19 protein-coding genes and 1 tRNA gene are annotated in these 25,064 nt (G+C 70.5%); 16 read left to right on the top strand and 4 right to left on the bottom strand.

Going from position 1 to position 25,064, the window contains the following annotated elements:
- Positions 1-19: 19 nt before the first annotated feature.
- Positions 20-556: a VOC family protein gene (locus AC3D3D_RS13600; protein WP_463662991.1), complete on the bottom strand. Its 537-nt coding sequence runs from the start codon at positions 554-556 to the stop codon at positions 20-22.
- A 71-nt stretch (positions 557-627) separates the two neighbouring features.
- Between AC3D3D_RS13600 and AC3D3D_RS13605 the strand changes: the two genes are divergently transcribed.
- The 7 genes from AC3D3D_RS13605 (at position 628) to AC3D3D_RS13635 (ending at position 7,533) form a co-directional block, all read left to right on the top strand.
- The gene (locus AC3D3D_RS13605; protein ID WP_463662992.1) at positions 628-1,476 is read left to right on the top strand and encodes a helix-turn-helix domain-containing protein; all 849 of its coding nucleotides are present in this window, start codon (positions 628-630) and stop codon (positions 1,474-1,476) included.
- A gap of 60 nt (positions 1,477-1,536) precedes the next feature.
- Positions 1,537-2,055: a hypothetical protein gene (locus AC3D3D_RS13610; protein ID WP_463662993.1), complete on the top strand. Its 519-nt coding sequence runs from the start codon at positions 1,537-1,539 to the stop codon at positions 2,053-2,055.
- A 221-nt stretch (positions 2,056-2,276) separates the two neighbouring features.
- Entirely contained in the window at positions 2,277-3,275 is a 999-nt protein-coding gene (locus AC3D3D_RS13615) for a LacI family DNA-binding transcriptional regulator (protein WP_463662994.1), read from the top strand.
- A 17-nt stretch (positions 3,276-3,292) separates the two neighbouring features.
- Entirely contained in the window at positions 3,293-4,315 is a 1,023-nt protein-coding gene (locus AC3D3D_RS13620) for a tripartite tricarboxylate transporter substrate binding protein (protein ID WP_463662995.1), read from the top strand.
- A gap of 66 nt (positions 4,316-4,381) precedes the next feature.
- Positions 4,382-4,861 carry a tripartite tricarboxylate transporter TctB family protein gene (locus AC3D3D_RS13625; protein ID WP_463662996.1) on the top strand — a complete coding sequence of 160 codons (480 nt, stop codon included), beginning with the start codon at positions 4,382-4,384 and terminating at the stop codon, positions 4,859-4,861.
- Positions 4,862-4,870: 9 nt separating this feature from the next.
- The gene (locus AC3D3D_RS13630) at positions 4,871-6,370 is read left to right on the top strand and encodes a tripartite tricarboxylate transporter permease (protein ID WP_463662997.1); all 1,500 of its coding nucleotides are present in this window, start codon (positions 4,871-4,873) and stop codon (positions 6,368-6,370) included.
- 2 nt (positions 6,371-6,372) lie between these two features.
- A complete protein-coding gene (locus AC3D3D_RS13635) occupies positions 6,373-7,533 on the top strand; it encodes a Gfo/Idh/MocA family protein (protein WP_463662998.1) in 1,161 nt (386 codons plus the stop codon).
- A 74-nt stretch (positions 7,534-7,607) separates the two neighbouring features.
- Here AC3D3D_RS13635 and AC3D3D_RS13640 read toward each other — a convergent pair whose 3' ends face one another.
- On the bottom strand, positions 7,608-8,441 hold the full coding sequence (locus AC3D3D_RS13640; protein ID WP_463662999.1) for a siderophore-interacting protein: 834 nt from the start codon (positions 8,439-8,441) through the stop codon (positions 7,608-7,610).
- Positions 8,442-8,640: 199 nt separating this feature from the next.
- On the opposite strand from AC3D3D_RS13640, the gene AC3D3D_RS13645 reads away from it, so the two are divergent.
- The 3 genes from AC3D3D_RS13645 (at position 8,641) to AC3D3D_RS13655 (ending at position 11,381) form a co-directional block, all read left to right on the top strand.
- A complete protein-coding gene (locus AC3D3D_RS13645; RefSeq protein WP_463663000.1) occupies positions 8,641-9,903 on the top strand; it encodes a glycosyltransferase in 1,263 nt (420 codons plus the stop codon).
- A gap of 193 nt (positions 9,904-10,096) precedes the next feature.
- Positions 10,097-10,696, top strand: a complete 600-nt coding sequence (locus tag AC3D3D_RS13650; protein ID WP_463663001.1) for a hypothetical protein — start codon at positions 10,097-10,099, stop codon at positions 10,694-10,696.
- A gap of 73 nt (positions 10,697-10,769) precedes the next feature.
- Complete coding sequence (locus AC3D3D_RS13655) at positions 10,770-11,381, top strand: hypothetical protein (protein ID WP_463663002.1); 612 nt, start codon at positions 10,770-10,772, stop codon at positions 11,379-11,381.
- 139 nt (positions 11,382-11,520) lie between these two features.
- On the opposite strand, the gene AC3D3D_RS13660 is transcribed toward AC3D3D_RS13655, so the two are convergent.
- Positions 11,521-11,596: transfer RNA gene (locus AC3D3D_RS13660), tRNA-His, on the bottom strand.
- 216 nt (positions 11,597-11,812) lie between these two features.
- On the opposite strand from AC3D3D_RS13660, the gene AC3D3D_RS13665 reads away from it, so the two are divergent.
- Positions 11,813-12,943, top strand: coding sequence for an epoxide hydrolase family protein (locus AC3D3D_RS13665; RefSeq protein ID WP_463663003.1), 1,131 nt, complete (start codon positions 11,813-11,815; stop codon positions 12,941-12,943).
- A gap of 77 nt (positions 12,944-13,020) precedes the next feature.
- Here the strand turns inward: AC3D3D_RS13665 and orn are convergent, their stop codons facing one another.
- Positions 13,021-13,701 carry an oligoribonuclease gene (gene orn, locus AC3D3D_RS13670; RefSeq protein ID WP_463663015.1) on the bottom strand — a complete coding sequence of 227 codons (681 nt, stop codon included), beginning with the start codon at positions 13,699-13,701 and terminating at the stop codon, positions 13,021-13,023.
- 269 nt (positions 13,702-13,970) lie between these two features.
- Here orn and AC3D3D_RS13675 point away from each other — a divergent pair, with 269 nt between their 5' ends.
- From AC3D3D_RS13675 to AC3D3D_RS13695, 5 genes are all read left to right on the top strand, one after another.
- Positions 13,971-17,576, top strand: a complete 3,606-nt coding sequence (locus AC3D3D_RS13675) for an efflux RND transporter permease subunit (RefSeq protein ID WP_463663004.1) — start codon at positions 13,971-13,973, stop codon at positions 17,574-17,576.
- Between the two features lie 45 nt (positions 17,577-17,621).
- Positions 17,622-18,452, top strand: coding sequence for an HAD hydrolase family protein (locus AC3D3D_RS13680; protein ID WP_463663005.1), 831 nt, complete (start codon positions 17,622-17,624; stop codon positions 18,450-18,452).
- An 84-nt stretch (positions 18,453-18,536) separates the two neighbouring features.
- Positions 18,537-20,282 (top strand): type I restriction-modification system subunit M, encoded by a 1,746-nt coding sequence (locus AC3D3D_RS13685; RefSeq protein ID WP_463663006.1) that lies wholly within the window; start codon positions 18,537-18,539, stop codon positions 20,280-20,282.
- On the top strand, positions 20,279-21,547 hold the full coding sequence (locus AC3D3D_RS13690; RefSeq protein WP_463663007.1) for a restriction endonuclease subunit S: 1,269 nt from the start codon (positions 20,279-20,281) through the stop codon (positions 21,545-21,547). Before AC3D3D_RS13685 ends, AC3D3D_RS13690 begins: the two co-directional genes overlap by 4 nt.
- Before the next feature lie 286 nt (positions 21,548-21,833).
- A complete protein-coding gene (locus AC3D3D_RS13695; protein WP_463663008.1) occupies positions 21,834-24,986 on the top strand; it encodes a type I restriction endonuclease subunit R in 3,153 nt (1,050 codons plus the stop codon).
- Positions 24,987-25,064: the final 78 nt, after the last annotated feature.

Genomic DNA, 25,064 nt, shown 5'->3' on the forward strand with positions numbered 1-25,064 from the left:
GCCGGCGGTAGCCGATACGTCAGGCGGTCCCGGCGTCCGCCTGCGCCCCTGCCTCCTGCTCGGTCGCCCAGGCCGCGACCCGGCGGGCGCTCTCCTGCTCGGAGAGGTCCTCCACCCGCGACATCACCGACCAGCGCACGCCGAAGGGGTCGATGATCGAGGCGAAGCGGTCGCCCGAGACGAAGGTCGTCACCGCCTCGCGGACCGTCGCGCCGGCCGCCTCGGCGCGGGCGACGACGGCGTCGACGTCGGACACGTACAGGCCCAGCGAGTAGCAGGCGCCGCCCCCGCCCGGCGGTGGGACCAGACCGTACTCGGGGCTCGGCTCGCCGATCTGGAGGCGGCCGTTGCCGAGGTCGAGCTCGGCGTGCACGACGACGCCGCCCATCTCGGTGACGTCGACGACCCGGGCGCCGAGGACGTCCCGGTAGTAGTCGACCGCTTCGCCGGCCGAGGGCAGCGCGAGGAAAGGGGTCAGGCTCGTCGACCCGTGCGGGACGCCGTCGGTGGTGTGGGCGCCGGTGACGCCGCGGGTGGGGATCTCGTTGGTGGTCATGCGGTCAACCTACGGATGGCCGGTCCCGATGGACTTGGAGATTCGCGACGCCGTGCCGCACAGTCGTGCCCGTGACCTCGGACGGGCGCGGCATCCTCTACCCGGCGCGGCTGCCGACCTTCCATCGCGAGCCGGCGCCCGGGCCGCTGCGCGAGGTCGTGCGCTGGTTCTGGGTGCCGAGATGGCAGATCGCCCCGGGGCGCACCTCGCGCCAGCAGGTGCTGCCGTTCCCGGCGTCCAACATCGTCGTCGAGGCGGGCGCCGTCACTCTCGTCGGCCCGCAGACCGGGGCCTCGCACCGCGACCTCACCGGCGCCGGCTGGGCCGTGGGGATGCTGCTGCGGCCGGCCGGCCTCGGCGCCCTCGGGGTCGATCCGACGTCGGTCCGGGACGGCGAGGTCCCCGTCGAGGCCCCGGACCTGCACGACGGCGTCGTGCGCGCCATGGCGGACCCGGACGCGACGGCAGGGCGCGACGAAGCGATCGCGGTCGCCGCGGCCTGGGCCGCCATCCACCTGGCCGGGTACGACGACGAGACCCACGACGCCTCGCCCGGCCCTGGCACGCGCACCGACGCCGCGCTGGCGAACGCGATGGAGGACCTCGTGGCGAACGACCCGCGTGTGGTGCGGGTCGAGCAGGTGGCCGAGCGGCTGCACCTGTCGATGCGCACCGTCCAGCGCCTCGCGCGGCGCTACGTCGGGGTCCCGCCGCTGGCGATCATCCGCCGCTACCGCCTCCAGGAGGCGGTGCACCGGCTACGCGCCGACCCGGACCTGCCGGTCTCGCAGGTGGCCGCGGACCTCGGTTACGCCGACCACGCCCACCTCGACGCCGACTTCCGCCGCGTCCTCGGCCTCACCCCCAGCGGCTACCGTCGCGCCCCGGCGCACGGACCCGACGACGACCGGTCCACCTGAGCACAGATGGCGCCCGCCTACCCTGGTGCGCATGACCGGAGCGACGCGGGAGCGGGACTGATGGCCAAGCACGGACAGCGCGACCACCCCTCGCCGGTGCTCAGCGCCGAGGAGGTGCAGCACCTCCTGGTCGAGGCCAACGCCGACCTCGGAGCCAAGGGCGGGGCGATCGGCGGAGCCATCGGTGGTGGCATCTCCGCCGGCGGGCTCGGGGGAGCGGCCGGCGCCGCCGGGGGCAGCTCGGGCGGCCGGACCGGGGGCAGGATCGGGGCACGGGCGTTCACCAAGATCCACGGCGACACCCGGATGGTGCCGGTCCCGCCGTCGGCCGAGTCCGAGGCCGCCGTGACCGCACTGCTGCGCACTGTGCTGCGCCTCGACCGTCAGGTGGTGATCGGTCTCATGGGCTCGGGCTCGTTGAACATGAACACCGCCGTCGTCCAGCTGGTGTGGCAGCCGCAGGGCGCCGTGGTCACCGCCCACGGCCTCGAGGGGCTCATCAAGCAGCGCACAGCGCCCAAGGCACTGGACCAGATCGAGCAGGCGCTCCTCGCGAGCGGTCGGCCCGGCCCGCGCTGAGGCGGTCGCACCGCTCCCGACCGGGTTCCGCTCCCGGCCCTTGACACACGTCACACCTTTCGGCATGCTCGTCTGCACCAGATAGGCAAACGTTTGCCTATCGAGCAGGAGGTCAACGTGGACCCATCGAGCACGGGCGTCGGGCAGACCGCCGTCCGGTCGGCTCCCCGCGACCAGGACCGCGGGTCCCGGTCGTGAGGCGCTACGCGACGCTCAAGGACGTGGCACGTGAGGCGGGCACGACCGCCGCCACCGTCTCCTACGTCCTGAGCGGCAAGGAAGGTCGGTACATCAGCGCCGGCATGCGGCAGAGGGTGATGGCCGCGGTCGCCGCGACCGGCTACGTCAAGAGCAGCCCGGCCAGCAGCCTGCACGGCAAACGGCAGGGCGTCATCGCCGTCGTCGTCCCGCAGTTCGGCAACCAGCACTTCACCAACCTCGTCGTCGAGGTCGAGGCCGTCGTCGAGCGCGAGGGCTTCCTGCTCTCGATCAGCAACTCCTTCGACGACCCCCGGCGCGAGCGGGACATCATCCGCAAGCTCGCCGAGCAGCGGGTCGACGGGCTCATCGTCGCCCCGACCACCGACGGCGCGCGCAACACCGAGCTCATCCGCACGGTCGGCGTGCCGCTGGTCCTGGTCGACCGGCCGTTGCCCGACACGACCGGCACCTTTGCCGAGGTGCTCCCGGACAACTACCGCAGCGGCTACCTGCTGGGGGAGCACCTCGGCCGCCGCGGGCACGACCAGGCCGCCTTCCTCGGCTGGGACTCCGGCTTCGAGACGCTCGACAGCCGGCGGCTCGGGTTCTGGGACGGGCTCGCCGACGTCCTCGGCCACCGGCCGGTGGAGCGGGTCGTGCACGAGGACTTCTCGGTCGAGGGCGGTCGGGCGGCGGCGGCGAGGGCGCTCGAGAAGCACTCCGAGGCCACTGCCTGGTGCCTCGGCTACAACGTGCCCGCCCGCGGCAGCATCGACCTGCTGCGCGATCGGGGGGTGCGGCCCGGCACCGACCTGTCCGTGGTGATGATCGGCGCCCCCGACTGGGCCACCGTCGGTGGCAACGACTTCACCCTCGTCGACCCCTGCCCCGGCGAGGCCGGCCGGGTCGCCGCCGAACAGCTGCTGCGCGAGCTCGCCGAGCCCGCCGGCGAGCACCACCGGACCACCATCGGCTGCCGCGTGCACGAGGGCAGCTCGGTCATCGACATCCGAACCTGAGGACCAGGAGACATGACATGCGAAGGATCATCACCCTGATGGGGGCCGCAGCGGCACTGGCGCTGGCCGCGGCCGGCTGCGCGGGCGGCGACGACGCCGCCGAGAACTACCCCGAGCGCGACGTCAACGTGACCGTCCCCTTCGGTGCGGGCGGGTCCACCGACCTGACCGCCCGGACCGTGGGCGAGGCCATGGGCGGGCACTTCGACATCGAGTACGTCGTGACGAACTCGCCCGGCGCCGCCGGCTCGGTGGGCACGCAGAACGTGCTCAACGCGAACGTGGACGGGTACTCGATGCTCGCCAACGGCATGCTCGCCTTCACCTCCATGCCGGTGATGGGGACGCTCGAGACCATGCCCGACGAGTGGGACCTCTGGCTGGCGACCTTCACGCCGAACATCATCGCCGTGCCCGCCGACTCGCCCTACGAGACGATCGAGGACCTGCTCGAGGCCATGCGGGGCAACCCCGGTGAGGTCGCCGCCGGCACCGCCGGACCGGGCAGCGCCGGGCACCTGGCCGCCGAGCTGATCGCCACGGCCGCCGACGTCGAGTACCGCCACGTGCCCTACGAGGGCGGCAACCCCGCCATCCTCGCCACCCTGGGCGGGGAGGTGGACTTCGCCCCCCAGCTCCTGGTGGAGATGCACGACATGCTCGTCTCCGGCGACCTGCGCGGGCTGGCCACCCTGTCCGACGAGCCCGTCGAGCTCGAGGGTGACGTCACCATCCCCACCCTGGCCGACGCGCTGCCGCAGATCGCCGACGTGCTGCCCATGGGTGAGACCACCGGGCTGGCCGTCCCCGCCGGACTGGACGAGGCCGTCCTCGAGGTCATCGACGAGGGCTTCGACGCCGCGATGGCCGACCAGGCCTTCCTCGACTTCTGCGCGGAGAACGGCATGGAGCCGGTCGCCGTCGGCCGGGACGCCTCCGGCGAGCACGTCGCCGACCTGCAGTCCATCGTCGCCTGGACCCTGTTCGACGCCGGCGTGGCCGAGAACAGCCCCGAGGACTTCGACATCCCCCGGCCGTGACGACAGGGGCGGGCGGGCACGTCCCGCCCGCCCCCGCACGGCCGGCCGACACGGGAGGACGCCGCCATGGGCGACGAACCCAGGCTCAACCTCATCAGCTCGACCCTGCTCGGCGTCCTCTCGGTCGCCGTGCTGGTCGGGAGCGCGGGGATCCACTCCCGCACCGACGAGCCGCTGCACGCCTCGCCGGCGCTGCTGCCCGGCATCCTCGGCGCCGCCCTGCTGCTGTGCAGCCTGCTCCTGCTCGCGCAGTCGCTGCGCGGGTCGGGGCCTGCACAGCGCCTGGGGGAGGCCGGTGCCTGGGTGGCCGCGGTCGCCCGCCACCCCGACACCCGCACGACCGTCGTCGGCCTGGCACTGATGGCGGTCTACACGTTCGTGCTCGTGCACGTGCTCCAGTTCTGGGCCGCCTCCCTGATCTTCGTCCTCGCCCTGCTGTTCTTCCTGCGTGCCGCGCGCTGGTACACGGTGCTCGCCGTCGCGGTCGGCACGGTGGCGGGGATCCACCTGCTGTTCTCCGTCGTGTTCAACATCCCGCTGCCCTGAGGAGGTGCGATGACCGGCTACCTGCTCGACGCCGTCGCGATCGTCGCGGACCCGCTCAACCTCGCGGTCCTCGTGCTGGCGACCTTCGTCGGCCTGGTCATGGGCATCCTGCCCGGGCTCTCGGCCACGATGGCCATCGCCCTGCTGGCGGGGCTGACCTTCGGCATGCCGACCGAGACCGCGCTGATCTCCCTGCTGGCGATCTACGTGGGCTCGATCTCGGGCGGCGCCCAGACCGCGATCCTGCTCAACATCCCCGGCACGCCGGCCTCGGCCGCCACCGCGGTCGACGGCTTCCCCATGGCGCGCCAGGGCCGCGCCGGGCACGCCATCGTGCTGGCGATCACCGCCTCCGCACTGGGCACGATCATCAGCGTCATCTTCCTGCTCACCCTCACCCCGCTGCTCACGCAGGCGGCGCTGCGGTTCGGCGCCTGGGAGTTCTTCCTGCTGGCCGCGTTCGGCGTCGCCATCTGCGGCACCCTGACCGCGCGGGACAACGCGCTCAAGGGGTGGATCGCCGGCTTCCTCGGGCTCCTCGTCGCGCAGGTGGGGCTCGACCCCATCGGTGCCGAGCCGCGGTTCGCGTTCGGCAACGTCAACCTCATGGGCGGGATCCAGCTCATCCCCATCATGATCGGGCTCTTCGGCTTCACCGAGATCGTCAAGGCCTTCCGCCGCTCGGACCACGTCGCGATCGAGGTCGCCCGGGCCAGGGTCGGCGTGGGGCTGCGCTCGGTGTTCCGCAGGTCCCCGACGGTCCTGCGCTCCTCGGCGATCGGGACCGGCGTCGGCATCATCCCCGGGGTCGGCGAGGACGTCGGCGGCTGGCTGTCCTACGCCTCGACCAAGGGGCTGAGCAAGGACCCCGAGTCGTTCGGCAAGGGCAACGAGCAGGGCGTCATCGCCGCCGAGTCGGGCAACAACGCCGCGATCGGCGGGGCGCTCATCCCCATCCTCTCCCTGGCGGTGCCCGGGTCCGCGCCCGCGGCGGTGCTGCTGGCGGCCTTCCTCATGCACGGCTACCGGCCCGGGCCGCTGCTGGCGCGCGACTCCCCGGAGTTCATCTACGAGGTGGCCGTCTACCTCGCCTTCTCCGCGGTCGCCATGTGGTTCCTCGCCCTGCTCGTCATGCGGCTGTCGGTGCGGATCCTGGGACTGCGCAAGCAGCTCCTCATGCCGATCATCTACGTGCTGTGCGTGATCGGCTCCTACCTCATCAACTACTCGCTGTTCGACGTCGGGATGATGCTGATCTTCGGCCTCGTCGGGATCTTCCTCCACGAGTTCGGCTTCCCGGCCGCCCCGTTCCTCCTCGGCGTCATCCTCGGCCCCATGGCCGACTCGAACCTGCGCCGGGCGCTCATCCTCAGCGAGGGCAGCTGGTTGCCGATGTTCCAGCGCCCGATCAGCCTGGTGTTCATCGTCCTCATCGTCGTCGTCCTCGCGGCCCAGCTCGGTGCGTTCCGCCGGCTGCGGACCCTCGTCACCACAGGAAAAGGCAGGTAGTCATGCGCACGGTAGGGATCGGGATCGTCGGGGCAGGGTTCGTCGCCGACCTCCATGCCGAGGCACTGGCGCGGGTCGCCGGCCACGACGTGCGGATCGTCGCCGTCGCCGCGCCGCCCACGCGCCGCGACGCCTTCGCCGCCCGGCACGGCGTGCCGGCGGTGTACGAGGACCTCGACGCGCTGCTCGCGGACCCGGCCGTCGACGTCGTCGACATCTGCACTCCGCCGGCGCTGCACGTGGACATGGTTGCCCGCGCGATGGCCGCCGGGAAGCACGTCATCTGCGAGAAGCCGCTGACCGGGTACTTCGACGTCCCGGACGGTGGGGCGGACGGGTTCGACCGACGTGTGATGTCCGAGCGCGTGGCGGCCGAGAGCGAACGGCTCCGGGAGGTGGTGGCCTCCTCGGGGCTGGTGTTCGGCTACGCGGAGAACTACGTCTACGCGCCCTCGGTGCAGAAGAGCCGCGAGGTGCTCGAGCGCACCGGCTCGCGCATCACGATGATGATCGGCGAGGAGTCGCACAACGGTTCGCACGCCGAGTACGCGCGGCGCTGGTCGGACTCCGGCGGCGGCGCCCTGATCCGCCAGGGCTGCCACCCGCTCTCGGCGATGCTCTACCTCAAGCAGGTCGAGGCCCGTGCCGCCGGGCGCAGCGTCGCCGTCGAGTCGGTCATCGCCGACACCGTGGCGATCACGCCGACGCTCCCCGAGGACGAGCGGCGCTTCCTGCTCGCCCGGCCCGAGGACGTGGAGGACATCGCGAACGTCGTCCTCGCCTTCGACGACGGCACCCGTGGCGTGGTCACCGCCTCGGACACGATCGTCGGCGGGGTGCGCAACTCCCTGCAGGTGTTCACGACAGACAGCGTGCACCTGTGCCAGATCAGCCAGAACGACTCCCTGCGGCTCTACCACAGCGACCCGGCCGCCCTCGACGACGTGTACGTGACCGAGAAGGTCGACCACAAGGGCGGCTGGCAGTACGTCCTGCTCGACGAGCTGCTCGCGCGCGGCTACATCGGCGAGATGCAGGACTTCATCGACTGCGTGGTCAGCGGCGCCACGCCGCAGGCGGACATCGAGCTCGCCTGCGACTCCATGCGGGCGATCTACGCGGCCTACGAGGCGGCGGCCACCGACCGTCGGGTGCGGCTGTAGCCGGCGCGGCGGTGGGGAGGTCGATCGGGACGGCTCGGCCGGCCGGGCACCGACCCTCGGCCGAACCACGCCGGTCAGATCTTGCCGATGTCCTCGCGCTTCTCGGCCTGGAAGGCGTCCTCGATCCGGCCGTGCGCCCAGTAGGCCGACAGGGAGAGCTGGCTGCGCTCAAGACCGTGGGTGTCCGTGAAGAACGGCCGGAGCGCCTTCATCTCGCCCCGCTCGCCGTGGGCGAAGACCTGGACGTGGCCGTCGCGCCAGGGCAGGTCGCGGACGGCGTCGGCGAGCAGCGTCGTCGTGCCCGGCTCGCGCCCGTCGCGGTGCAGCCACTCCACCCCCACGCCCGACGGCGGGTCGATCTCGAGGTGGTCGGCGTCGCCGTCGACCTCGATGAGGGCCACCCCGCGGGTGTCGCGCGGCATGGCCTCCAGGGCCGCGGCGATGGCCGGCAGGGCGGAGTCGTCGCCGGCGAGCAGGTGCCAGTCCGCGGTCGGGTCGGGGGAGTAGCCGCCACCGATGCCGCCGAGGACGACCGGGTCGCCGGCCTCCGCCGTCATGGCCCAGGGGCCGGCGATGCCGCGGTCGCCGTGCACGACGAAGTCGATCCAGACCTTGCCGTTCTCGAGGTCGAAGCGGCGGATCGAGTACGTGCGGCGCGCCGGCATCTGCTCGACGGGGAGCTGCTCGCGCAGCGCGTCCATGTCGTAGGGCGGGGTGAGGTCGGTGTCGGGGTGGGGGAAGAGGATCTTGGAGTAGGCGTCGGTGCGGCCGTTGTCCTCGACGCCGGTGATGCCGGGGCCGCCGGCGACGATGCGGACCATGTGCGGGCCGAGCTCGATGCGCTCGAGGACCTCGAGGACGATCTGGGGGCGGCGGGGACGGGGCGGACGGCTGGCGGGCGCTGTCATGTGGCACCTTCCGGTCGTGGGGCCGGCCCGGCGCGGTGCGCCGTGGGCCGGAAGTCGATGAGGTCAGCCTAACTTCCCGCGTTCCCGGCGGGCAGGGCGAGCCCGTCGGAGGCGTGGGCGACGGGGCGCCTCGTCGATCGGGGACCGGGCCTGGCGCAAACGCGTGGACGCGTCGGGAGGCCCTTCCTACGCTCGCGGGATGGGCGAGCGGCACCGCAGGCACTTCCTCGTCGTCATCACCGACGGCGGCGGCACCGTGCCGCCCGAGCTCGGGGTGGTGCGCCGGCTCGTCGGGCGCGGGCACCGGGTCCGGGTGCTCGCCGAGGACTCGATCGCCGGTGAGGTGGCGGCGACCGGCGCGCAGCTGCACCGTCTCCCGCCCCCACCCGGCCGCGAGTCGCGCGAGCCGGAGCACCTGGCCTACCGGGACTGGGAGATCCGCAGCCCGCTCGGGCTCGCCCGCGGGATGGCCGACCACATGATCGCCGGACCGGCCGCCCGGTTGGCGCGCGAGACCAACGCCCAGGTCGAGCGCGAGCAGCCCGACCGGGTCATCACCTCGTTCACGGCGTTCGGCGCGATGACCGCCGCCGAGGCCGCCGGGATCCCCTTCGACGTCCTCATCCCGAACCTCTACCCGTTGCCGGTGCCCGGGCGGCCGCCGTTCGGTCTCGGCCTGCTCCCGGCGAGCGGCCGTGGCGCACGCGTGAGCCACCGGGCGATGGATGCCGTCTCGACCCGGCTGCTCGGCCGCTACGTCCTGCCACGGCTCAACGCCGTGCGCAGCGGCCTCGGCCTGCGTCCGGTGCGGGAGCACTGGGACCAGGTTCGACTCGCTCGCCGCCAGCTCGTGCTCAGCGCCGCGAGCTTCGAGCTCCCGGTCGACCTCCCCGACGGCGTGCGGTACGTCGGCCCGGTCCTCGACGACCCCGAGTGGTCCGCGGCGGGGGAGTGGGAGCTGCCGACCGGGTCGGACCCGCTCGTGCTCGTCGCACTCTCGTCGACGCCGCAGGGGCAGCTCGGCGCCCTGCAGCGCGTGGTCGACGCGCTCGGCACCCTGCCGGTGCGCGGCCTGGTCACCACGGGCAAGGGGGTCGACCCCGGTGACCTGCGGGCGCCGAGCAACGTCCGGGTCGTGCGCTCCGCCCCGCACCACGCGATCCTCCCGCACGCCGACCTCGTCCTCACCCACGGCGGCCACGGCACGGTGATGAAGGCGCTCGCCGCCGGCCTGCCGCTGGTGGTCATGCCGCACGGCCGGGACCAGCCGGACAATGCCGTGCGCGTCGAGGCGCGCGGAGCAGGGGTCACGCTGGCCCGGACGGCGCCGGCCGGGCGCATCGCCGCCGCGGTGGGTGCCGTGCTCGGCACGCCCTCCTACCGGATTGCGGCGGAGCTCCTCGGGGCTCGCATCCGTGCCGAGATCGACGCCGGGACGCTGATCGCCGAGCTGGAGTCCTGAGGCCGCGGCCCGCCGTCGGCCGGCAGGACCCGTGTGTGGCCCGGGGCAGGGGTACCCGATCGCGCTGATTCGCACCTCTCGTGCGGCTCCGGGGCGACACACTGGTGCACACCACATGACAGGCGGATGGGGCGGACGGCGTCCCGACAGCGAGGACCGCGACGACCCGCCGACGCGAACGAGGGAGGCAGCGGTGAGGGCACCGGTCGTCGGGATCGAGTACTTCCAGCCGACCGCCGACGGTCTTCTGGGGTCGGCCGGCACCTGGGACGCGGCGGCCGTCGACCGCGAGGGCCTGCTCGTGGCCGAGCCGACCAACGAGATCGACGCGTCGGCCGTCCGGGTCGAGGCCGACGGCAGGCTGATCGGCTACCTCTCGGCCAGGTGGCGCGACCTCAAGCGCCACGTTCACGATCACGGCTCGGTGCCGGTGACGATCCGTGTCGAAAGGACGGGCGGTCGGGTGGGCAGGTCGACCACCTACAACGCCGTCGTCCTCGACGCTGCCGGGTTCGACGCCGCCACGTTCGAGCCCGGCCCCTCGTCTACGCCCTCATCGACGCCGATGGAGCCGGTCCCCGCCCCGATACCTGCGAGGCACAGTTCCCAGGTGAGGTGGTGGTTCCCGCTCAAGATCCTCGCGATCGCCGCACCTATTGCGATTCTCGTCAGTCTCTTCACGGGTGGCGAGAGCCATTTCGTCGTCGTGCTCGGCCTCGTGGCCGTCGCTTGGGCGTTGTGGGAGATCCGCTCCGACGTGATCAGCGGACGGGAAAGGATGAACGAGCCGTGAACCGCGACAGAGCCGCAGCTCGCGACGCCACCGACCAGATGGGGCAGGACCGGTGAGGGGAACGGAGGCGGGTATGGGAGTGCCGGTGGTCGGGACCGACTACTTCCAGCAGGCCGCCGGCGAGCTCCTCGCGTCCGCCGGCCCCGCCGGTGCGTCGGCCATCGAGTGCACCGGGGTGCTCGTCGCGGAGCCTCCGGTCACGCAGGATGACCTGGCCGTCTGCGTCGAGGTCGCAGGGCAGGTCATCGGGTTCCTCCCCGTCGAGCGGGACGACCTGCGACGCTACGTGCACCACAGCGGCTCGGTCCCGGCCGTGGTGCGCATCGAGCGTGCTGATTCACGGTCGGTCACGTCGCCCAGCTCTCACGCCGTCGTCCTCGACGTCGCCGGGTTCGGTCCCCAGACCCCGCCAGCACATGTGGCTCGCACCTTGGCGGGCGCCGGCGGGCAGGCCCCGCCCGCGGAAGAGGCAGAGTCGTCGGTCTGGGTGGACATCTTCATCGTCCTGATGTGCTTGGCCGCTCTCGTCAAGGTCATCATCGAAGGCCTCGACAGCCTGTTCACCTTCGCGTTCGTCCTCTTCGTGCTCATCGCGACGGTGCGAGCGGTCCGCAACCGGTTCTACCGGGCGCGCCGGCTCCGTTCAGGAGGCAGCCCGGTCCCTGGCTCCCAGGTTGAACGCTGAGGGGCAGTCCCGCCGGCGCGAGGTGTCCGCAGCTTCATGGTGCACCTGGCCATGTTGGTCAACAGGTGGTGGAAGGAGAACGAGGCCCGAACCCGCACCAGGGGTGGTCCCGTGGTCAAGGGTTCGGGCCTCGATCAACTGGGGTGGATAACGGGGCTTGAACCCGCGACCTCCGCGACCACAACGCGGCGCTCTACCGACTGAGCTATATCCACCATGCACCGCCTCGGAGGCGGCGACGCACCATCATATCTGCCCGTCAGGGCCCATCCGTGCCCGTGCACGTGCGGTGCCTCACGCTCGCCGAGCGGAGCCCGTGGCGACCCGGCTACGGCGGGTGCGGCGTCGTCGTCGGGGGAGGGAGGCGCTCGCGAGAGACGTCGATGAAAATGAGGTCATGATCTGACCGCATCGCCCCGTAGCGTCGCCGCATGAGTGCAGAGATCACCCCGTTCACCCTCCGCGTCGACGACGCCGAGATCGCCGACCTCGACCGACGCCTCGAGGCCACCCGCTGGCCCGACGAGGACCCCGCCTCCGGCTGGGGCGACGGCGTCCCGCTGACCTACGCCCGCGAGCTGGCCGCCTACTGGCGCGAGTCCTTCGACTGGCGCGCGCAGGAGGACCGCATCAACGCCGTCCCCCAGTTCACCACCGAGGTCAGCGGCCACGACATCCATTTCTTCCACGTGCGCTCCCCGCGCGAGGGCGCCCGTCCGCTGCTGCTCGTGCACGGCTGGCCCAGCGGCCCCACCGACTTCCTGTCGATGATCCCCATGCTCACCGAGCCCGACGACGACGGCCCCGCCTTCGACCTCGTCATCCCCACGATCCCGGGCTTCGGCGTCTCCGGGCCGGTCGTCGGCTGGACCCTGGTCGACGTCGCCGACGCCTTCGCCGAGGTCATGGACCGCCTGGGGTACGAGCGCTACCTCGTGCACGGCTACGACACCGGCGCGGGCGTCGCCCGCGAGCTCGGGCTGCGGCACGGTGCGCACGTGGCCGGCGTGCACACCACCGGCATGCTCGGCGGGGACGAGCTCACCGAGGAGACCGCGGACATGTCGGTCCCGGAGGAGGCCGCCGCGGTCGCGGACGGCTACCGCTACCAGTACGACATCGGCGCCTACGCCATGCTCCAGGCCTCACGCCCGCAGTCGATCGCCTACCCGCTCACCGACTCGCCCGTGGGGCAGATGACCTGGATGGTCGAGCGCTTCCGCGACTGGTCCGGCGTCGAGGAGGGACCCGAGGAGGTGCTGGGCCGCGACGAGATGCTGACGACCGTCTCGATCTACTGGTTCTTCCGCACCGCCGGCTCCTCGGCCCGCTACTACAAGGTGGGGCTGCCGAACTGGGCCGAGCCGCTCCCGGTCTCGACCGTGCCGACGGCGATCCTCGTCATGCCCCACGACATCGGGCGGCCCGTGCGGCGCCTGGTGGAGCAGACCGACAACGTCGTGCACTGGACCGCGGCCGAGCGCGGCGGGCACTTCGCCGCCTGGGAGCAGCCGGCGCTCGTCGCGGCCGACATCCGCGCGTCGATCGGGACGCTCGGGTAGGGCGAGCAGGCAGGGCCTTCGGGCCGACAGGTCCCGCCGTGAGGCGGGCGCCGACGACGAGGGGACGGTCGTGCGGCTCAGGCCGTGGGGGCCGGGCTCTCCTCATCGGTGCTCGCCCCCGCGGCAGCGTCCGCGTCCGCCGCCGCGGCCTTCCGCTCGCCGGCCTCGACCAGCGCGCTGATGGCACGGCTGGTGGGGCTGGCCGAGACAGCCTTGGCGGCGGTGCGAGCCTCGGATGTGGTGGGCCCCTCGCCCTTCGGCCACAGGACGGCGCGGTAGTAGCGCAGCTCGTCGATGGACTCGAGGATGTCGGCCAGCGCGCGGTGGCCGCCCTGCTTCTGCGGGGACTGGAAGTAGGCGCGCGGGTACCAGCGGCGGGCCAGCTCCTTGACCGAGGAGACGTCGATGATCCGGTAGTGCAGGTGCTCGACCAGCTCGGGCATGTCGCGGGCGAGGAACACCCGGTCGGTGCCCACGGAGTTGCCCGCCAGGGGGGCCTTGCGGACCTCGGGCACGAAGCGCTTGACGTAGGCGAGGACCTGCTCGGCGGCGTCGGCCATCTCCAGGCCGGAGTCGAGCTCGGTGATGAGGCCCGAGGCGGTGTGCATCGCGGTGACGACCTCGTCCATCGTCTCGACCGTGCCCGGGCGCGGCCTGATGACGAGGTCGAGGCCGGCGTCGAGGGGCTGCAGCTCGGAGTCGGTGACGACGACGGCGACCTCGACGAGCGAGTCACGCTCGGTGTCGAGGCCGGTCATCTCGCAGTCGATCCAGACGATGGGGTCGGTGGCGCGGGAGGAACTCACGTGCCGATGGTAGGCGCGGGTGGGCGTGTGGGCGTGCCGCCTGCGGCGGACATCCGTCTCACTGTGAGACGCCGACGAGCCGCTGTCTCACAGTAAGACGCGCAGCGCTCCCACGCGTCGCAAACCGTTCGCCGTTGACGAGACGGAGCGACTAGTCTGGCCGACGGCGTCGCCGGGGGCCCGGTTCGACGACTCACCTACGACTCACCCGGAGCCTGCCCGTGGCGAACCTCGCCCGCTTCTCGTTGTCCAACCGAGCGCTCGTGGCGCTCTCCACGATCGTCGCGATCCTCGCCGGGCTCTGGGCCACCACCTCGCTGCGCCAGGAGCTCATCCCGGACCTCGAGCTGCCCATCGTCGCCGCCGTGACGACGATGCCCGGCGCCTCCCCGGAGATCGTCGAGGACCAGGTCACCGGGGTGGTCGAGGACGCCGCCCTGGGTGTCCCGGGTCTGGAGGGCACGACCTCGCAGTCCGCCCCCAGCGTCTCGGCGGTCATGCTCGAGCTCGAGTACGGCACCGACATCCTCACCGCCCAGCAGGAGCTGCAGGTCGCGCTCGGCCGGGTCGAGCAGGACCTGCCCGACGACGCCGACACCCAGGTCATCGCCGGCTCCGTCGACGACCTCCCGGTCATCCAGCTCGCGGCCCTCGGCGGGGAGGACACCGCCGAGCTCCAGCAGCGCGTCGAGGACGTGGTCGTGCCCGAGCTCGAGCGCGTCGACGGCGTGCGTCAGGTCCAGCTCTCCGGCACCACCGAGCAGCAGGTGACCATCGACGTCGACCCCGAGGAGCTCGCCGCCCAGGGCGTGACGATCGACGCCATCTCCTCCGCTATCGACGAGTACGGCGTGGTCACCCCCGCCGGCACCATCGACGCCGACGGGCGCGAGCTGACCATCCAGACCGGCGACCGCATCACCTCGGCCGAGGAGATCGCGGCCCTGCCGCTCGTCGTCGAGCCGGCTGCCGAGGGCGCCGACGGCGCGGGGGAGACGCCCGCCGACCCCGGCGCCGACCCGGGAACGGACCCCGGCGCCGCCCCGGGAACCGACCCGGGTGCGACCGACCAGGCCCCGACCGACCCGGGTGCCGCGCAGGGAGGCGCCGACCAGTCACCCGCCGACCAGTCTCCCGCGGACCAGGCTCCGACCGACCAGGCACCCACCACCACCGGACTGACGATCGACGACGTCGCGGACGTCGTCGTCGAGGACGTGCCCCCGACCTCGCTGACCCGCACCGACGCCACGGCCAGCATCGGTCTGGCCATTACCGCCACCCCGGACGGCAACACGGTCGAGATCTCCGAGCAGATCCGCGAGCTCATGCCCGAGCTCGAGGGCGCGCTCGGCGACGGTGGCGAGCTCGTCGTCGCCTTCGACCAGGCCGTGTTCATCCAGCAGTCCATCGAGGACCTCGCCGTCGAGGGCGTCCTCGGCCTGGCCTTCGCCGTCCTGGTCATCCTGCTGTTCCTGCGCTCGGCCCGGGCCACGGTGGTCACCGCGATCTCGATCCCGCTGTCGCTGCTCGTCGCGCTCCTCGCGCTCAAGGTCGCCGACTACTCGCTCAACATGTTCACCCTCGCCGCCCTGACGATCTCCATCGGGCGCGTGGTCGACGACTCCATCGTCGTCATCGAGAACATCGCCCGCCATCAGACGTACGGGACCTCCAAACGCCAGTCGGTCATCACCGGCGTCAAGGAGGTCGCCGGCGCGGTCACCTCTGCGACCGTGGCGACCGCCGCCGTCTTCATCCCCCTCGGCCTGGTCGGCGGCATGGTCGGCGAGCTGCTGCGGCCCTTCGCCTTCACCGTCGCGCTCGCGCTCGGCGCCTCGCTGCTGGTGGCCCTCACCATCGTCCCGGTGCTGGCCTACTGGTTCCTCCGCTCGCCCGTGGACCCCGAGCGGGCGGCCGTCGCCCGCGAGGAGGCCGAGGCCAAGGAGCGCCGCAGCCCCCTGCAGCGCGGCTACGTCGCCTCCCTGCGCGGGGTCCTGTCCCACCGCTGGCTCACCCTCACCGGCGCGCTGGTCCTGCTGGTCGCCACCGTCTTCGGCGCGACCCGCCTGCCCACCGACTTCATCGGCGACACCGGCGAGAACGCCATCTCGGTCACCCAGGACCTGCCCACCGGCGTCACCCTCGAGGCCCAGGACGCCGCCGCCCAGCAGGTCGAGGACGTCCTCGCCGGCGTCGAGGAGATCGAGAGCTACCAGGTCACCGTCGGCCAGGCCGACCCCGCCATGGCCGCCTTCGGGATGTCCTCTGACGTCACCTTCTCGGTGACCCTCGACGTCGACGCGGACGCCGCCGCCGTCGAGGCCGACGTCCGCGAGCGGCTCGAGGACCTGGGCGAGGACGCCGGCACCATCACCGTGGCCCCCGGCAGCTCGGGCGGCTTCGCCTCCGGCGTCGAGGTCATCGTGGCCGGCGCCGACGGCGAGGACGTGGCCGCCACCTCCGAGGAGGTCCTCGACGCCGTCTCCGAGATCGACGGCCTGCGCGACGTCCAGACCTCGCTGGCCAGCGACCTGCCGTTCGTGCACGTCGCCGTCGACCGGGCCACCGCCTCCGAGCTCGGCCTGACCGAGGCAGCCGTCGGCGGCCTGGCCTACGGGGCGCTCAACGGCATCCCCCTGGGCGACGTCGACACCGAGACCGGCTCCCTGCCGCTCGTCCTGTACTCCGACGAGGCCCCCACCACCGTCGAGGAGCTGCGCGCGCTCCCGCTCGGCGGCGCCCCGGACGCCCCGCTCGTGCTCGACGACGTCGCCGACGTCGAGGAGGACATGCAGCAGGCCTCCATCACCCGCCAGGACGGGCTGCGCTCCGCCACGATCACCGCGGCCACCGAGATCGCCGACCTGCAGACCGTCAACGCCGAGCTCTCCGCCGCGCTGGACACCGTGGACGCCCCCGAGGGCGTGAGCGTGGAGATCGGCGGCGTCAACGCCGAGCAGGAAGACGCCTTCGGCAACCTGTTCCTCGCGCTCGGCCTGGCGGTCATGCTCGTCTACCTCGTCATGGTCGCCACCTTCCGCTCCCTGGTGCAGCCGCTGGTGCTGCTGGTGTCGATCCCCTTCGCCGCCACCGGCGCGATCCTCGGTCTGCTCGTCACCGGGACGCCCATGGGGGTCGCGGCGCTGGTCGGCGCGCTCATGCTCGTCGGCGTCGTCGTGACCAACGCGATCGTGCTCATCGACCTCATCAACCAGTACCGCACCCAGGGCATGGCGCTGCGCGAGGCCGTCGTCGAGGGTGGCCGGCACCGGCTCCGTCCCATCCTCATGACCTCGGCGGCGACGATCATGGCGCTGGTCCCGATGGCCTTCGGCATCACCGGCGGCGGGGCGTTCATCTCCCAGCCCCTGGCGATCGTCGTCATCGGCGGCCTCATCACCTCCACGCTGCTCACCCTGCTGCTGGTGCCCGTGCTCTACGAGCTGACGGAGGGCCGCAGCGAGCGCCGGGCGCGCGACAAGGAGATCGCCCGCCTGGAGAAGGTCATCGCCGCGCGCTCCGAGCGCGGTGAGGACACCACCGCCCCGCAGGCCGAGCTCGAGCGGCTGCGCGCCGGCGGGGGAGCGGCCCGTGTCCGTGAGGAGGAGCGGGTCGGCGAGGACGACGCCCGGGTGCCGGCCGCCGTCGGGGCGGCCACCGCCGAGGGCGGGGCGCAGGCTCCAGCCGGGTCCGGTCCCGCGACCGAGGCGGGGACCGACGGCGAGCCGGGCGGCGCCCACGCCGCCGCACCGCCGGACGACGCCCACGTCCTCGACGACCCCGAGGCCGACGACGACGGTGGCGGCAAGCACGTCGCCGACTGACGGACGGCACGCCCACCAGGCACGACAGCGCGGGAGACTCGGACCATGACCGACCGCAAGATCCTCTTCATCGACGTCGACGGCACCTATGCCTACAACGGGGACGTCCCGCCCGGCCACGTCGAGGCCGTACGGGGCGCGCGCGCCGCGGGCCACAAGGTGCTGCTGTGCACCGGTCGGGCCAAGGTCATGCTCCCCGAGCGGATCCTCGCGGCCGGATTCGACGGCGTCGTGTGCACCGCGGGCACCTACGTCGAGATCGACGGCAAGGTCGTCACCGACCACCGCTTCCCCGCGGTGCTGGGCGAGCGGCTCGTGGAGGTGATGGAGGCCCACGGGACGATCTACATCCTCGAGACCCCCGGCGCCCTGCTCGGCACCCCGCGCGCCGAGGCGGCGATCCGCGCCCAGGTCGAGCGGCACGCCGCCGCCGACGACGGTTCCGCGCACGCCGGCCCCACCGACATCCTCGCCAGCCTCGAGGTCTCGCCCGACCTGCGGGGGCGCTCCTACGCGAAGGCCGTCGTCGTCGAGACCGAGGTCCACGCCGACCGGCTCGCCGAGGAGGCCGGCGAGGGCGTGTTGTCCCTGGAGGCCTCGGTGCCCGGCCTGCCGCCGTCGTCGGGCGAGCTCTACCTCGACGGCATGCACAAGGCGATCGGCATGACCGCCGCCCTGAAGCACCTCGGCGCCGGCCTCGACGACGCCATCGCCTTCGGCGACGGCATGAACGACGTGGAGATGCTCGCCGAGGCGGGCATCGGCGTCGCGATCGAGGGCGCGGACCCCCGGGTCCTCGCCGTCGCCGACCGCACCGCCCCTCGTCCCGAGCAGGAGGGCCTCGCCACCGCCTTCGCCGAGCTCGGGCTCGTCTGAGGCCGGGAGACTCGTACGCACCGGTTGGCCGTGACCCTGCGGAAGAATGAGCCGGTCGGTCGTTGTCTGGAGTGAGAGGCCCCATTGAGCGCGCTCGGAAGTTTCATCTGGTCGATCGCGGACCAACTGCGGGGTCCGTATCGGCCGAACCAGTACGGCAACGTCATCCTCCCGCTGACGATCCTGCGGCGCCTGGACTGCATCCTCGAGCCGGACCGCGAGATCGTGCGCGACCTGGCAGCCAGGTACGACAACCCGAAGCGCCTCGCGGTCGAGGTGAAGAGGGCGACCGGGCGGACCTTCTACAACACCTCGAACTACTCCTTCGCCAACCTGCTCAAGGACGCCGACGGGCTGGTCGACAACCTCAACGACTACCTCGACCGGTTCTCACCGGACGTCGATGTCTTCGAGTACTTCGACTTCAAGAAGGGGATCCTCGCCCTGGAGAAGGCCGAGCTGCTTCGCGAGGTCGTCAAGTCCTTCGCGGAGATCGACCTGCATCCGGACCGGGTGTCCAACTCGGACATGGGCGACGCCTTCGAGTACATCATCCGCAAGTTCAACGAGGCCGCGAACGAGACCTCCGGAGACCACTACACGCCCCGCGACGCGATCAAGCTGCTCGTCGACCTGCTCTTCGCTGAGGAGGACGCCAGTCTTTCCGAGGCCGGCATCGTTCGCACGCTCTACGACCCCACTGCCGGCACCGGCGGGATGCTTTCTCTAGCCCAGGAGCACCTGCTCGCGGAGAACCCGGACGCGCGCCTGAGTCTCTTCGGGCAGGAGTACAACCCGCAGTCCTACGCCATCTGCAAGTCGGACATGCTCGCCAAGGGCAACGACCCGAGCAACATTGCCTTCGGCAACACCCTCACCGACGATGCCTTCACCAACCGTCAGTTCGATTTTGGCATGTCCAACCCGCCCTACGGCGTTGACTGGAAGCAGTACGCCAAGACGATCAAGGACGAGCGCGACCAGGCCGGCCCCTTCGGTCGTTTCGCGCCCGGATTGCCGGCGACCTCGGACGGCCAGATGCTCTTCCTGCTCCACCTGGTGCACAAGATGCGCGATCCACAAGACGGTGGCGGCCGGGTCGGGATCGTCATGAACGGCTCCCCGCTCTTCAACGGCGCGGCGGGCTCCGGCCCGTCTGAGATCCGCCGGCGTCTGCTTGAGCATGACCTTGTCGAGGCGATCGTCGCGCTGCCGACCAACATGTTCTTCAACACCGGCATCGCCACCTACATCTGGATCCTCGACAACTCCAAGGCCGACGAGCGCAAGGGCAAGGTCCAGCTCATCGACGGTTCGTCCTACTGGTCGAAGATGCGAAGGAGCCTCGGTTCGAAGAACCGGGAGATCAGCGACGAGGACCGCACAAAGGTCGTCAAGCTCTACGACGACTTCGAGGACGCGGACCCCGAGCACTCCAAGGTGCTCCGCAACGAGGACTTCGGCTACTGGACTATTACCGTCGAGCGCCCGCTGGTGGATGACGACGGCGAGATCGTCACGGACCGCAAGGGCAAACCCAAGGCGGACAGCAAGAAGCGTGACACCGAGAACGTGCCCTTCACCTACGGCGGGTCCCATTCGGGAGCGTTCGGCAGAAGCGGAGTTATCCAGGCCTACTTCGACGTCGAGGTGGCCCCCCATGTCTCCGACGCCTGGATTGACCACGCAAAGACGAAGGTCGGGTACGAGATCCCCTTTACCCGCCACTTCTTCAAGTACGTCCCACCCCGCTCGCTCGCCGAGATTGATGCGGACCTGGAGAAGCAGGTCGCTAAGATCCTCGATCTCCTCGGGGAGGTCGAAGGGTGACCTATCCTCGTAGGGCTATTAAGCGGCTTGGTGAAGTGGTCCTCGGCAAGATGCTTCAGTCTGGAGCCAAGAAGCCTACCGACGTTCTCGTGCCATACCTGCGCGCTGCTCACATCCAACCGCACGGACGATTTGTAGACGTTGAAGAGAAGTTGATGTGGTTCTCAGAAGGTGAACTCACGCAGTATGACCTTCGTGCAGATGACGTTGTCATCGTGGAAGGCGGGGCGGGGTACGGCCGATCGGCGGTGCTGCCTGAGGGACGGATTGGTTGGGGGTTCCAGAACTCTATCGTTCGAGTCCGTCCGAGAATGGGTGTCGCAACGGGTCGGTTCCTAAACTATGCACTTCAGGCGGCGCTGGAGGCGGGTGAGATCGAGGTCGTCTGCTCGACGGCAACAATTCCTCACTTTACCGCAGATAAGGTTGGGGCCTTCCGGATCCCGGCGCCTGGTCATGGGGAGCAGCGGGCCATCGCTGACTACCTCGACCGTGAGACCGCCCGCATCGACGCCCTCGTCGAGGAGCAGCAGCGCCTGATTGGGTTTCTCCGCGAGCGACGGGAAGCGCAGAATGCACGCGCGACTGGTTGGGGGACTGAGATTCCGGAAGGCTGGCCGATGGTGAGGCTGTCGTGGCTCTTTGAGTCGACCGCCAGCGGGACGACTCCAGCCAACGAGGACATTACGTATGGCGACGAGGCTGAATTTATGTGGGTTACTACCGGCGAACTCCGTGAATCCGTCGTCAAGAGCACCATGCGTGGGGTCAGTGCTGAGGTGATCGCGAAATACTCAGCGCTCAAGATCCACCCCGCTGGTTCGCTGTTGATCGCGATGTACGGAGCAACTATCGGGCGTATGGGGATCTTGGGGGTGGATGCAACGTCGAATCAAGCCTGTTGTGCGCTGGTAGGGCCGATCCGCGCCGTCCCTGAGTTCGTTCAGTACAGTCTGCAGTCGGCCAAGCAGTGGCTGCTTCTCGAGGCGGCGGGAGGCGGGCAGCCCAACATCAACCAGGAGAAGATCCGATCGTTCAGAATCCCCGCGCCCTCCCCGGCCGAGCAGCAGAGAATCTGCGCAGAACTGGGGGCGACTTTGGGCAAGCTGGATGAGCTGATCGCGGAGACAGCGCGCTTCATCGAGCTGTCGCGCGAGCGTCGAGCGGCGCTGATCACGGCGGCGGTGACTGGTCAGATCGACGTGCGAGCGGCGTCGTCCGATGAGGCGGCGGGCATCGTCAGTGAGGTCAGTGAAGTTCACTGAGGTCGGGTAGTGTGCACTGAGAGCCACAGTGACGTTCACTGAGGTTCGCTGACGGCATCTGAGGAGTAGCAGGGTGGCCCGCAACCGTCCGAGGCGCAGGTGATCGACGCGTTGTCGGTCGATGTGCCCATGGGGATCCACGAGCTTGCGGACACGTTGCGGAAGTCGTCGGGCGCTTTGCGCCCGATCCGTCGACGCGTGGTCCACGATGTCCAAGTGATTGCCACAGCCCCGCCGACCAGCCCCGATCGAAAGTATCTCCGTCCGGTGCCAGCAGGTGTTGATCATGGCTGACCACAACGAGGTGGTCTTCGAGGACGAGATCTGCGCGCACCTCGAGGCGCACGGCTGGTTCTACGCGAAGGACGACGCGGGCTACGACCGGGAGCGGGCGCTCTTCCCCAAGGACCTCTTCGCGTGGCTGGAGGCGACCCAGCCGACGCCCTTCGCCAAGGTTCTGAAAACCGCGGGATCAGAGGCGAAGTTCCTTGACGTCCTCGTCGCCGCGTTGGACCAGCCGCTCGAGCGCGGCGGCGGGATGCTCAACATCTTGCGCAACGGCGTGCAGTTCATCGGTGGGCGCCGACTGAAGATGGCCCAGTTCCGCCCCGAGACCTCATTGAACGCGACGACGGTCGAGCAGTACGCGGCGATGCGGGTGCGGGTGATGCGCCAGGTACGTTTCTCGACCGCAGATCAGCGCAGCATCGACCTGGTGTTCTTCGTCAACGGTCTGCCGGTCGCGACGGTGGAGCTGAAGACCGACTTCACCCAGTCGTTGAACGAGGCGATCAACCAGTACAAGCAGGACCGCCGCCCGGTGACCAACGGGCGGGTGGAGCCGCTGCTGTCCTTTGGCCACCGCGCACTGGTGCACTTCGCGGTCTCGAACGACCTGGCCGCGATGACCACTCGTCTCGAGGGCGACAAGACGCACTTCCTGCCCTTCAACACCGGCAACGACGGCAGTGCTGGCAACCCGCCCGCGGCGGACGGGAAGTCGGCCACGGCGTATCTCTGGGAGCGGGTGTGGGAGAAGCATGCCTGGCTGAACATCCTCGGCCGACTGATGCTCGTCGAGAACAAGGACGAGTGGGACGTGGCGACGGGGAACTCCGTCCGCCGCACCCCGATGCTCTTCCCTCGCTTCCACCAGTGGGAGGCCGTCACGTCCATAGCCGCCGCGATCGAGGAGGAGGGAGTCGGGCACCGGTACCTCATTGAGCACTCGGCGGGCTCTGGCAAGACGAACACGATCGCGTGGACAGCGCACCGGTTGGCACGCATGCACGTCGACGACCAGAAGGTTTTCGACTCGGTGATCGTCGTCGTGGACCGCACCGTACTCGACGGGCAGCTGCAGGACGCCATCCGGCAGATCGACGGTGGCAACAAGATCGTGGCGACGATCAGCCCGGAGGACGTGCGCAAGGCGGGCGCGACGTCGAAGTCGAGCCTCCTGGCGAAGGCGCTGAGGAACGGCGAGCTGATCATCGCGGTGACGGTGCAGACCTTCCCCTACGCGCTGGAGGAGATCCGGGCCGACTCGGCGCTCAAGGGCAAGACCTTCGCCGTCATCGCCGACGAGGCGCACTCCTCCCAGTCCGGCCAGGTCTCCGCGAAGCTCAAGGCGGTGCTGACCGCAGAGGAGGTCAAGGACATCGAGGAGGGCGGGCAGGTCGACGTCGAGTCGGTCCTGGCCGCGGAGATGGGGGTGCGGGCAGAGTCGCCGAACATCTCCTACCTTGCCTTCACCGCGACGCCGAAGAACAAGACGCTCGAGCTCTTCGGCCGGAAGGGGCCCGACGGCAAGCCGGTGGAGTTCCACCTGTACTCGATGAAGCAGGCCATCGAGGAGGGCTACATCCTCGACGTGCTCAAGGGGTACCAGTCCTACGACACCGCACTGAAGATCGCCGGAAACGCCAACGCGGACGGGGAGGTCGAGGAAGGCGCCGCGCGCAAGGGGCTGATGCGCTGGGTGCAACTGCACCCGACGAACATCAGCCAGAAGGTACAGATCATCGTCGAGCACTTCCATGCCAACGTCGCGCACCTGCTCGAGGGCAAGGCCAAAGCCATGGTCGTCACGGACTCGCGCCGGTCGGCCGTGAAGTACAAGAAGGCGATCGACGCCTTCATCGCCAAGCGCGCCGCCGAGGACCCCTCGTACAACTATCGGACACTCGTCGCCTTCTCCGGCGGGGTGACGATGGACGAGAACGAGGTGTGGACCGTCGAGTGGGGACCTGCGCCGAGCAAGGACGACGAGTTCACCGAGGCCAACATGAACCCCGGCGCGGGCACTGACCTCGCCGCGGCCTTCAAGGGCGATACGTACACGTTCATGACGGTCGCCAACAAGTTCCAGACCGGCTTCGACCAGCCGCTGCTGTCGGCGATGTACGTCGACAAGCGCCTGGCCGGTGTGACCGCCGTGCAGACCCTCTCTCGGCTGAACCGCACGCACCGTACGGCGGGTGGGGAGCAGAAGCGCAAGACCTTCGTCATCGACTTCGTCAACAAGCCCGAGGACATACGGGAGGCCTTCGAGCCGTACTTCGTCAACGCGACCCTCGAGACCGAGACGGACCCGTACGTCGTCGTCCACCTGGCCACCAAGCTGGCGCACGCGGGGATCTTCAGCGAGGACGAGGTCCGCCGGACGGCTGAGCTGTGGGTGACGCGCAAGGGCAACAACGCGCTGTCAGCCGCGGTCGCGCCGGCGAAGACCGCCTTCGCCAAGCGTTACGAGCAGGCGCTCGAGACCGACGACAAGGTGCTGCTCAACGAGCTCGACCTCTTCCGCAAGGACGTGTCCACGTACGTGCGGCTGTACGACTTCATGAGCCAGATCGTCGACTACGGCGACCCGTACATGGAGATGCTCTCCATCTACCTTCGGCTGCTCGAGCGTGTCATCAAGGACGAATCGTGGTCCGCCGAGGTCGACCTGTCCGACGTCGTGCTCGTCGGGGTCACGCACACCAAGGCCGCGACCGCCGACATCTCCCTCACCGGCGACGGCGAGCTCAAGGGCATCAGCGCCGCCGGCTCCGGTGTGAGGAAGGAGCCGAAGTATGTCGCGCTGCAGGTCGTCATCGACCGGATGAACGACCTCTTCGGGGCCGAGTCCTTCCTCGAGTCGCAGATCCGGGAGTTCATCAACGGTCTCGTCGGGAGGCTGCTGGAGGACCCTGAGCTCGTGGTGCAGACGCAGGTCAACTCGAAGAAGCAGTTCATGGAGTCGCAGGACTTCCAGGCCGCCGTGACCGAGGCTGTCGTGGACAACCAGGACGCCCACAACGCCATGGCCGACTACTTCTTCAGCGACGGGCCCGGCGTGCACGGAGTCGTTCTGGCGCTCGCTGATGCGTTCTACGAGACGGCGCACGCCGAGAGGGTGGGCGCCGGTCGGGGCACCGGGTCCGTGGACTGAGTGCACGCGCCGGGCGCGGTCGGGGCCGCCCCCGGATGCCCTCCCTTGCGCACCGGGCTAGCCTGGACGGAACCCAGG

The sequence above is a fragment of the Georgenia sp. X1117 genome, assembly GCF_057784635.1.

Excerpts from the sequence above, each read along its gene's own strand:
- AC3D3D_RS13620 (WP_463662995.1), top strand. The coding sequence starts at position 3,293 with ATGCGAAGGATCATCACCCTGATGGGGGCCGCAGCGGCACTGGCGCTG.
- orn (WP_463663015.1), bottom strand. The coding sequence starts at position 13,701 with ATGACCGGCCTCGACACCGAGCGTGACTCGCTCGTCGAGGTCGCCGTC.
- AC3D3D_RS13665 (WP_463663003.1), top strand. The coding sequence starts at position 11,813 with ATGAGTGCAGAGATCACCCCGTTCACCCTCCGCGTCGACGACGCCGAG.
- AC3D3D_RS13600 (WP_463662991.1), bottom strand. The coding sequence starts at position 556 with ATGACCACCAACGAGATCCCCACCCGCGGCGTCACCGGCGCCCACACC.
- AC3D3D_RS13610 (WP_463662993.1), top strand. The coding sequence starts at position 1,537 with ATGGCCAAGCACGGACAGCGCGACCACCCCTCGCCGGTGCTCAGCGCC.
- AC3D3D_RS13635 (WP_463662998.1), top strand. The coding sequence starts at position 6,373 with ATGCGCACGGTAGGGATCGGGATCGTCGGGGCAGGGTTCGTCGCCGAC.
- AC3D3D_RS13630 (WP_463662997.1), top strand. The coding sequence starts at position 4,871 with ATGACCGGCTACCTGCTCGACGCCGTCGCGATCGTCGCGGACCCGCTC.
- AC3D3D_RS13625 (WP_463662996.1), top strand. The coding sequence starts at position 4,382 with ATGGGCGACGAACCCAGGCTCAACCTCATCAGCTCGACCCTGCTCGGC.
- AC3D3D_RS13640 (WP_463662999.1), bottom strand. The coding sequence starts at position 8,441 with ATGACAGCGCCCGCCAGCCGTCCGCCCCGTCCCCGCCGCCCCCAGATC.
- AC3D3D_RS13655 (WP_463663002.1), top strand. The coding sequence starts at position 10,770 with ATGGGAGTGCCGGTGGTCGGGACCGACTACTTCCAGCAGGCCGCCGGC.
- AC3D3D_RS13680 (WP_463663005.1), top strand. The coding sequence starts at position 17,622 with ATGACCGACCGCAAGATCCTCTTCATCGACGTCGACGGCACCTATGCC.
- AC3D3D_RS13645 (WP_463663000.1), top strand. The coding sequence starts at position 8,641 with ATGGGCGAGCGGCACCGCAGGCACTTCCTCGTCGTCATCACCGACGGC.
- AC3D3D_RS13695 (WP_463663008.1), top strand. The coding sequence starts at position 21,834 with ATGGCTGACCACAACGAGGTGGTCTTCGAGGACGAGATCTGCGCGCAC.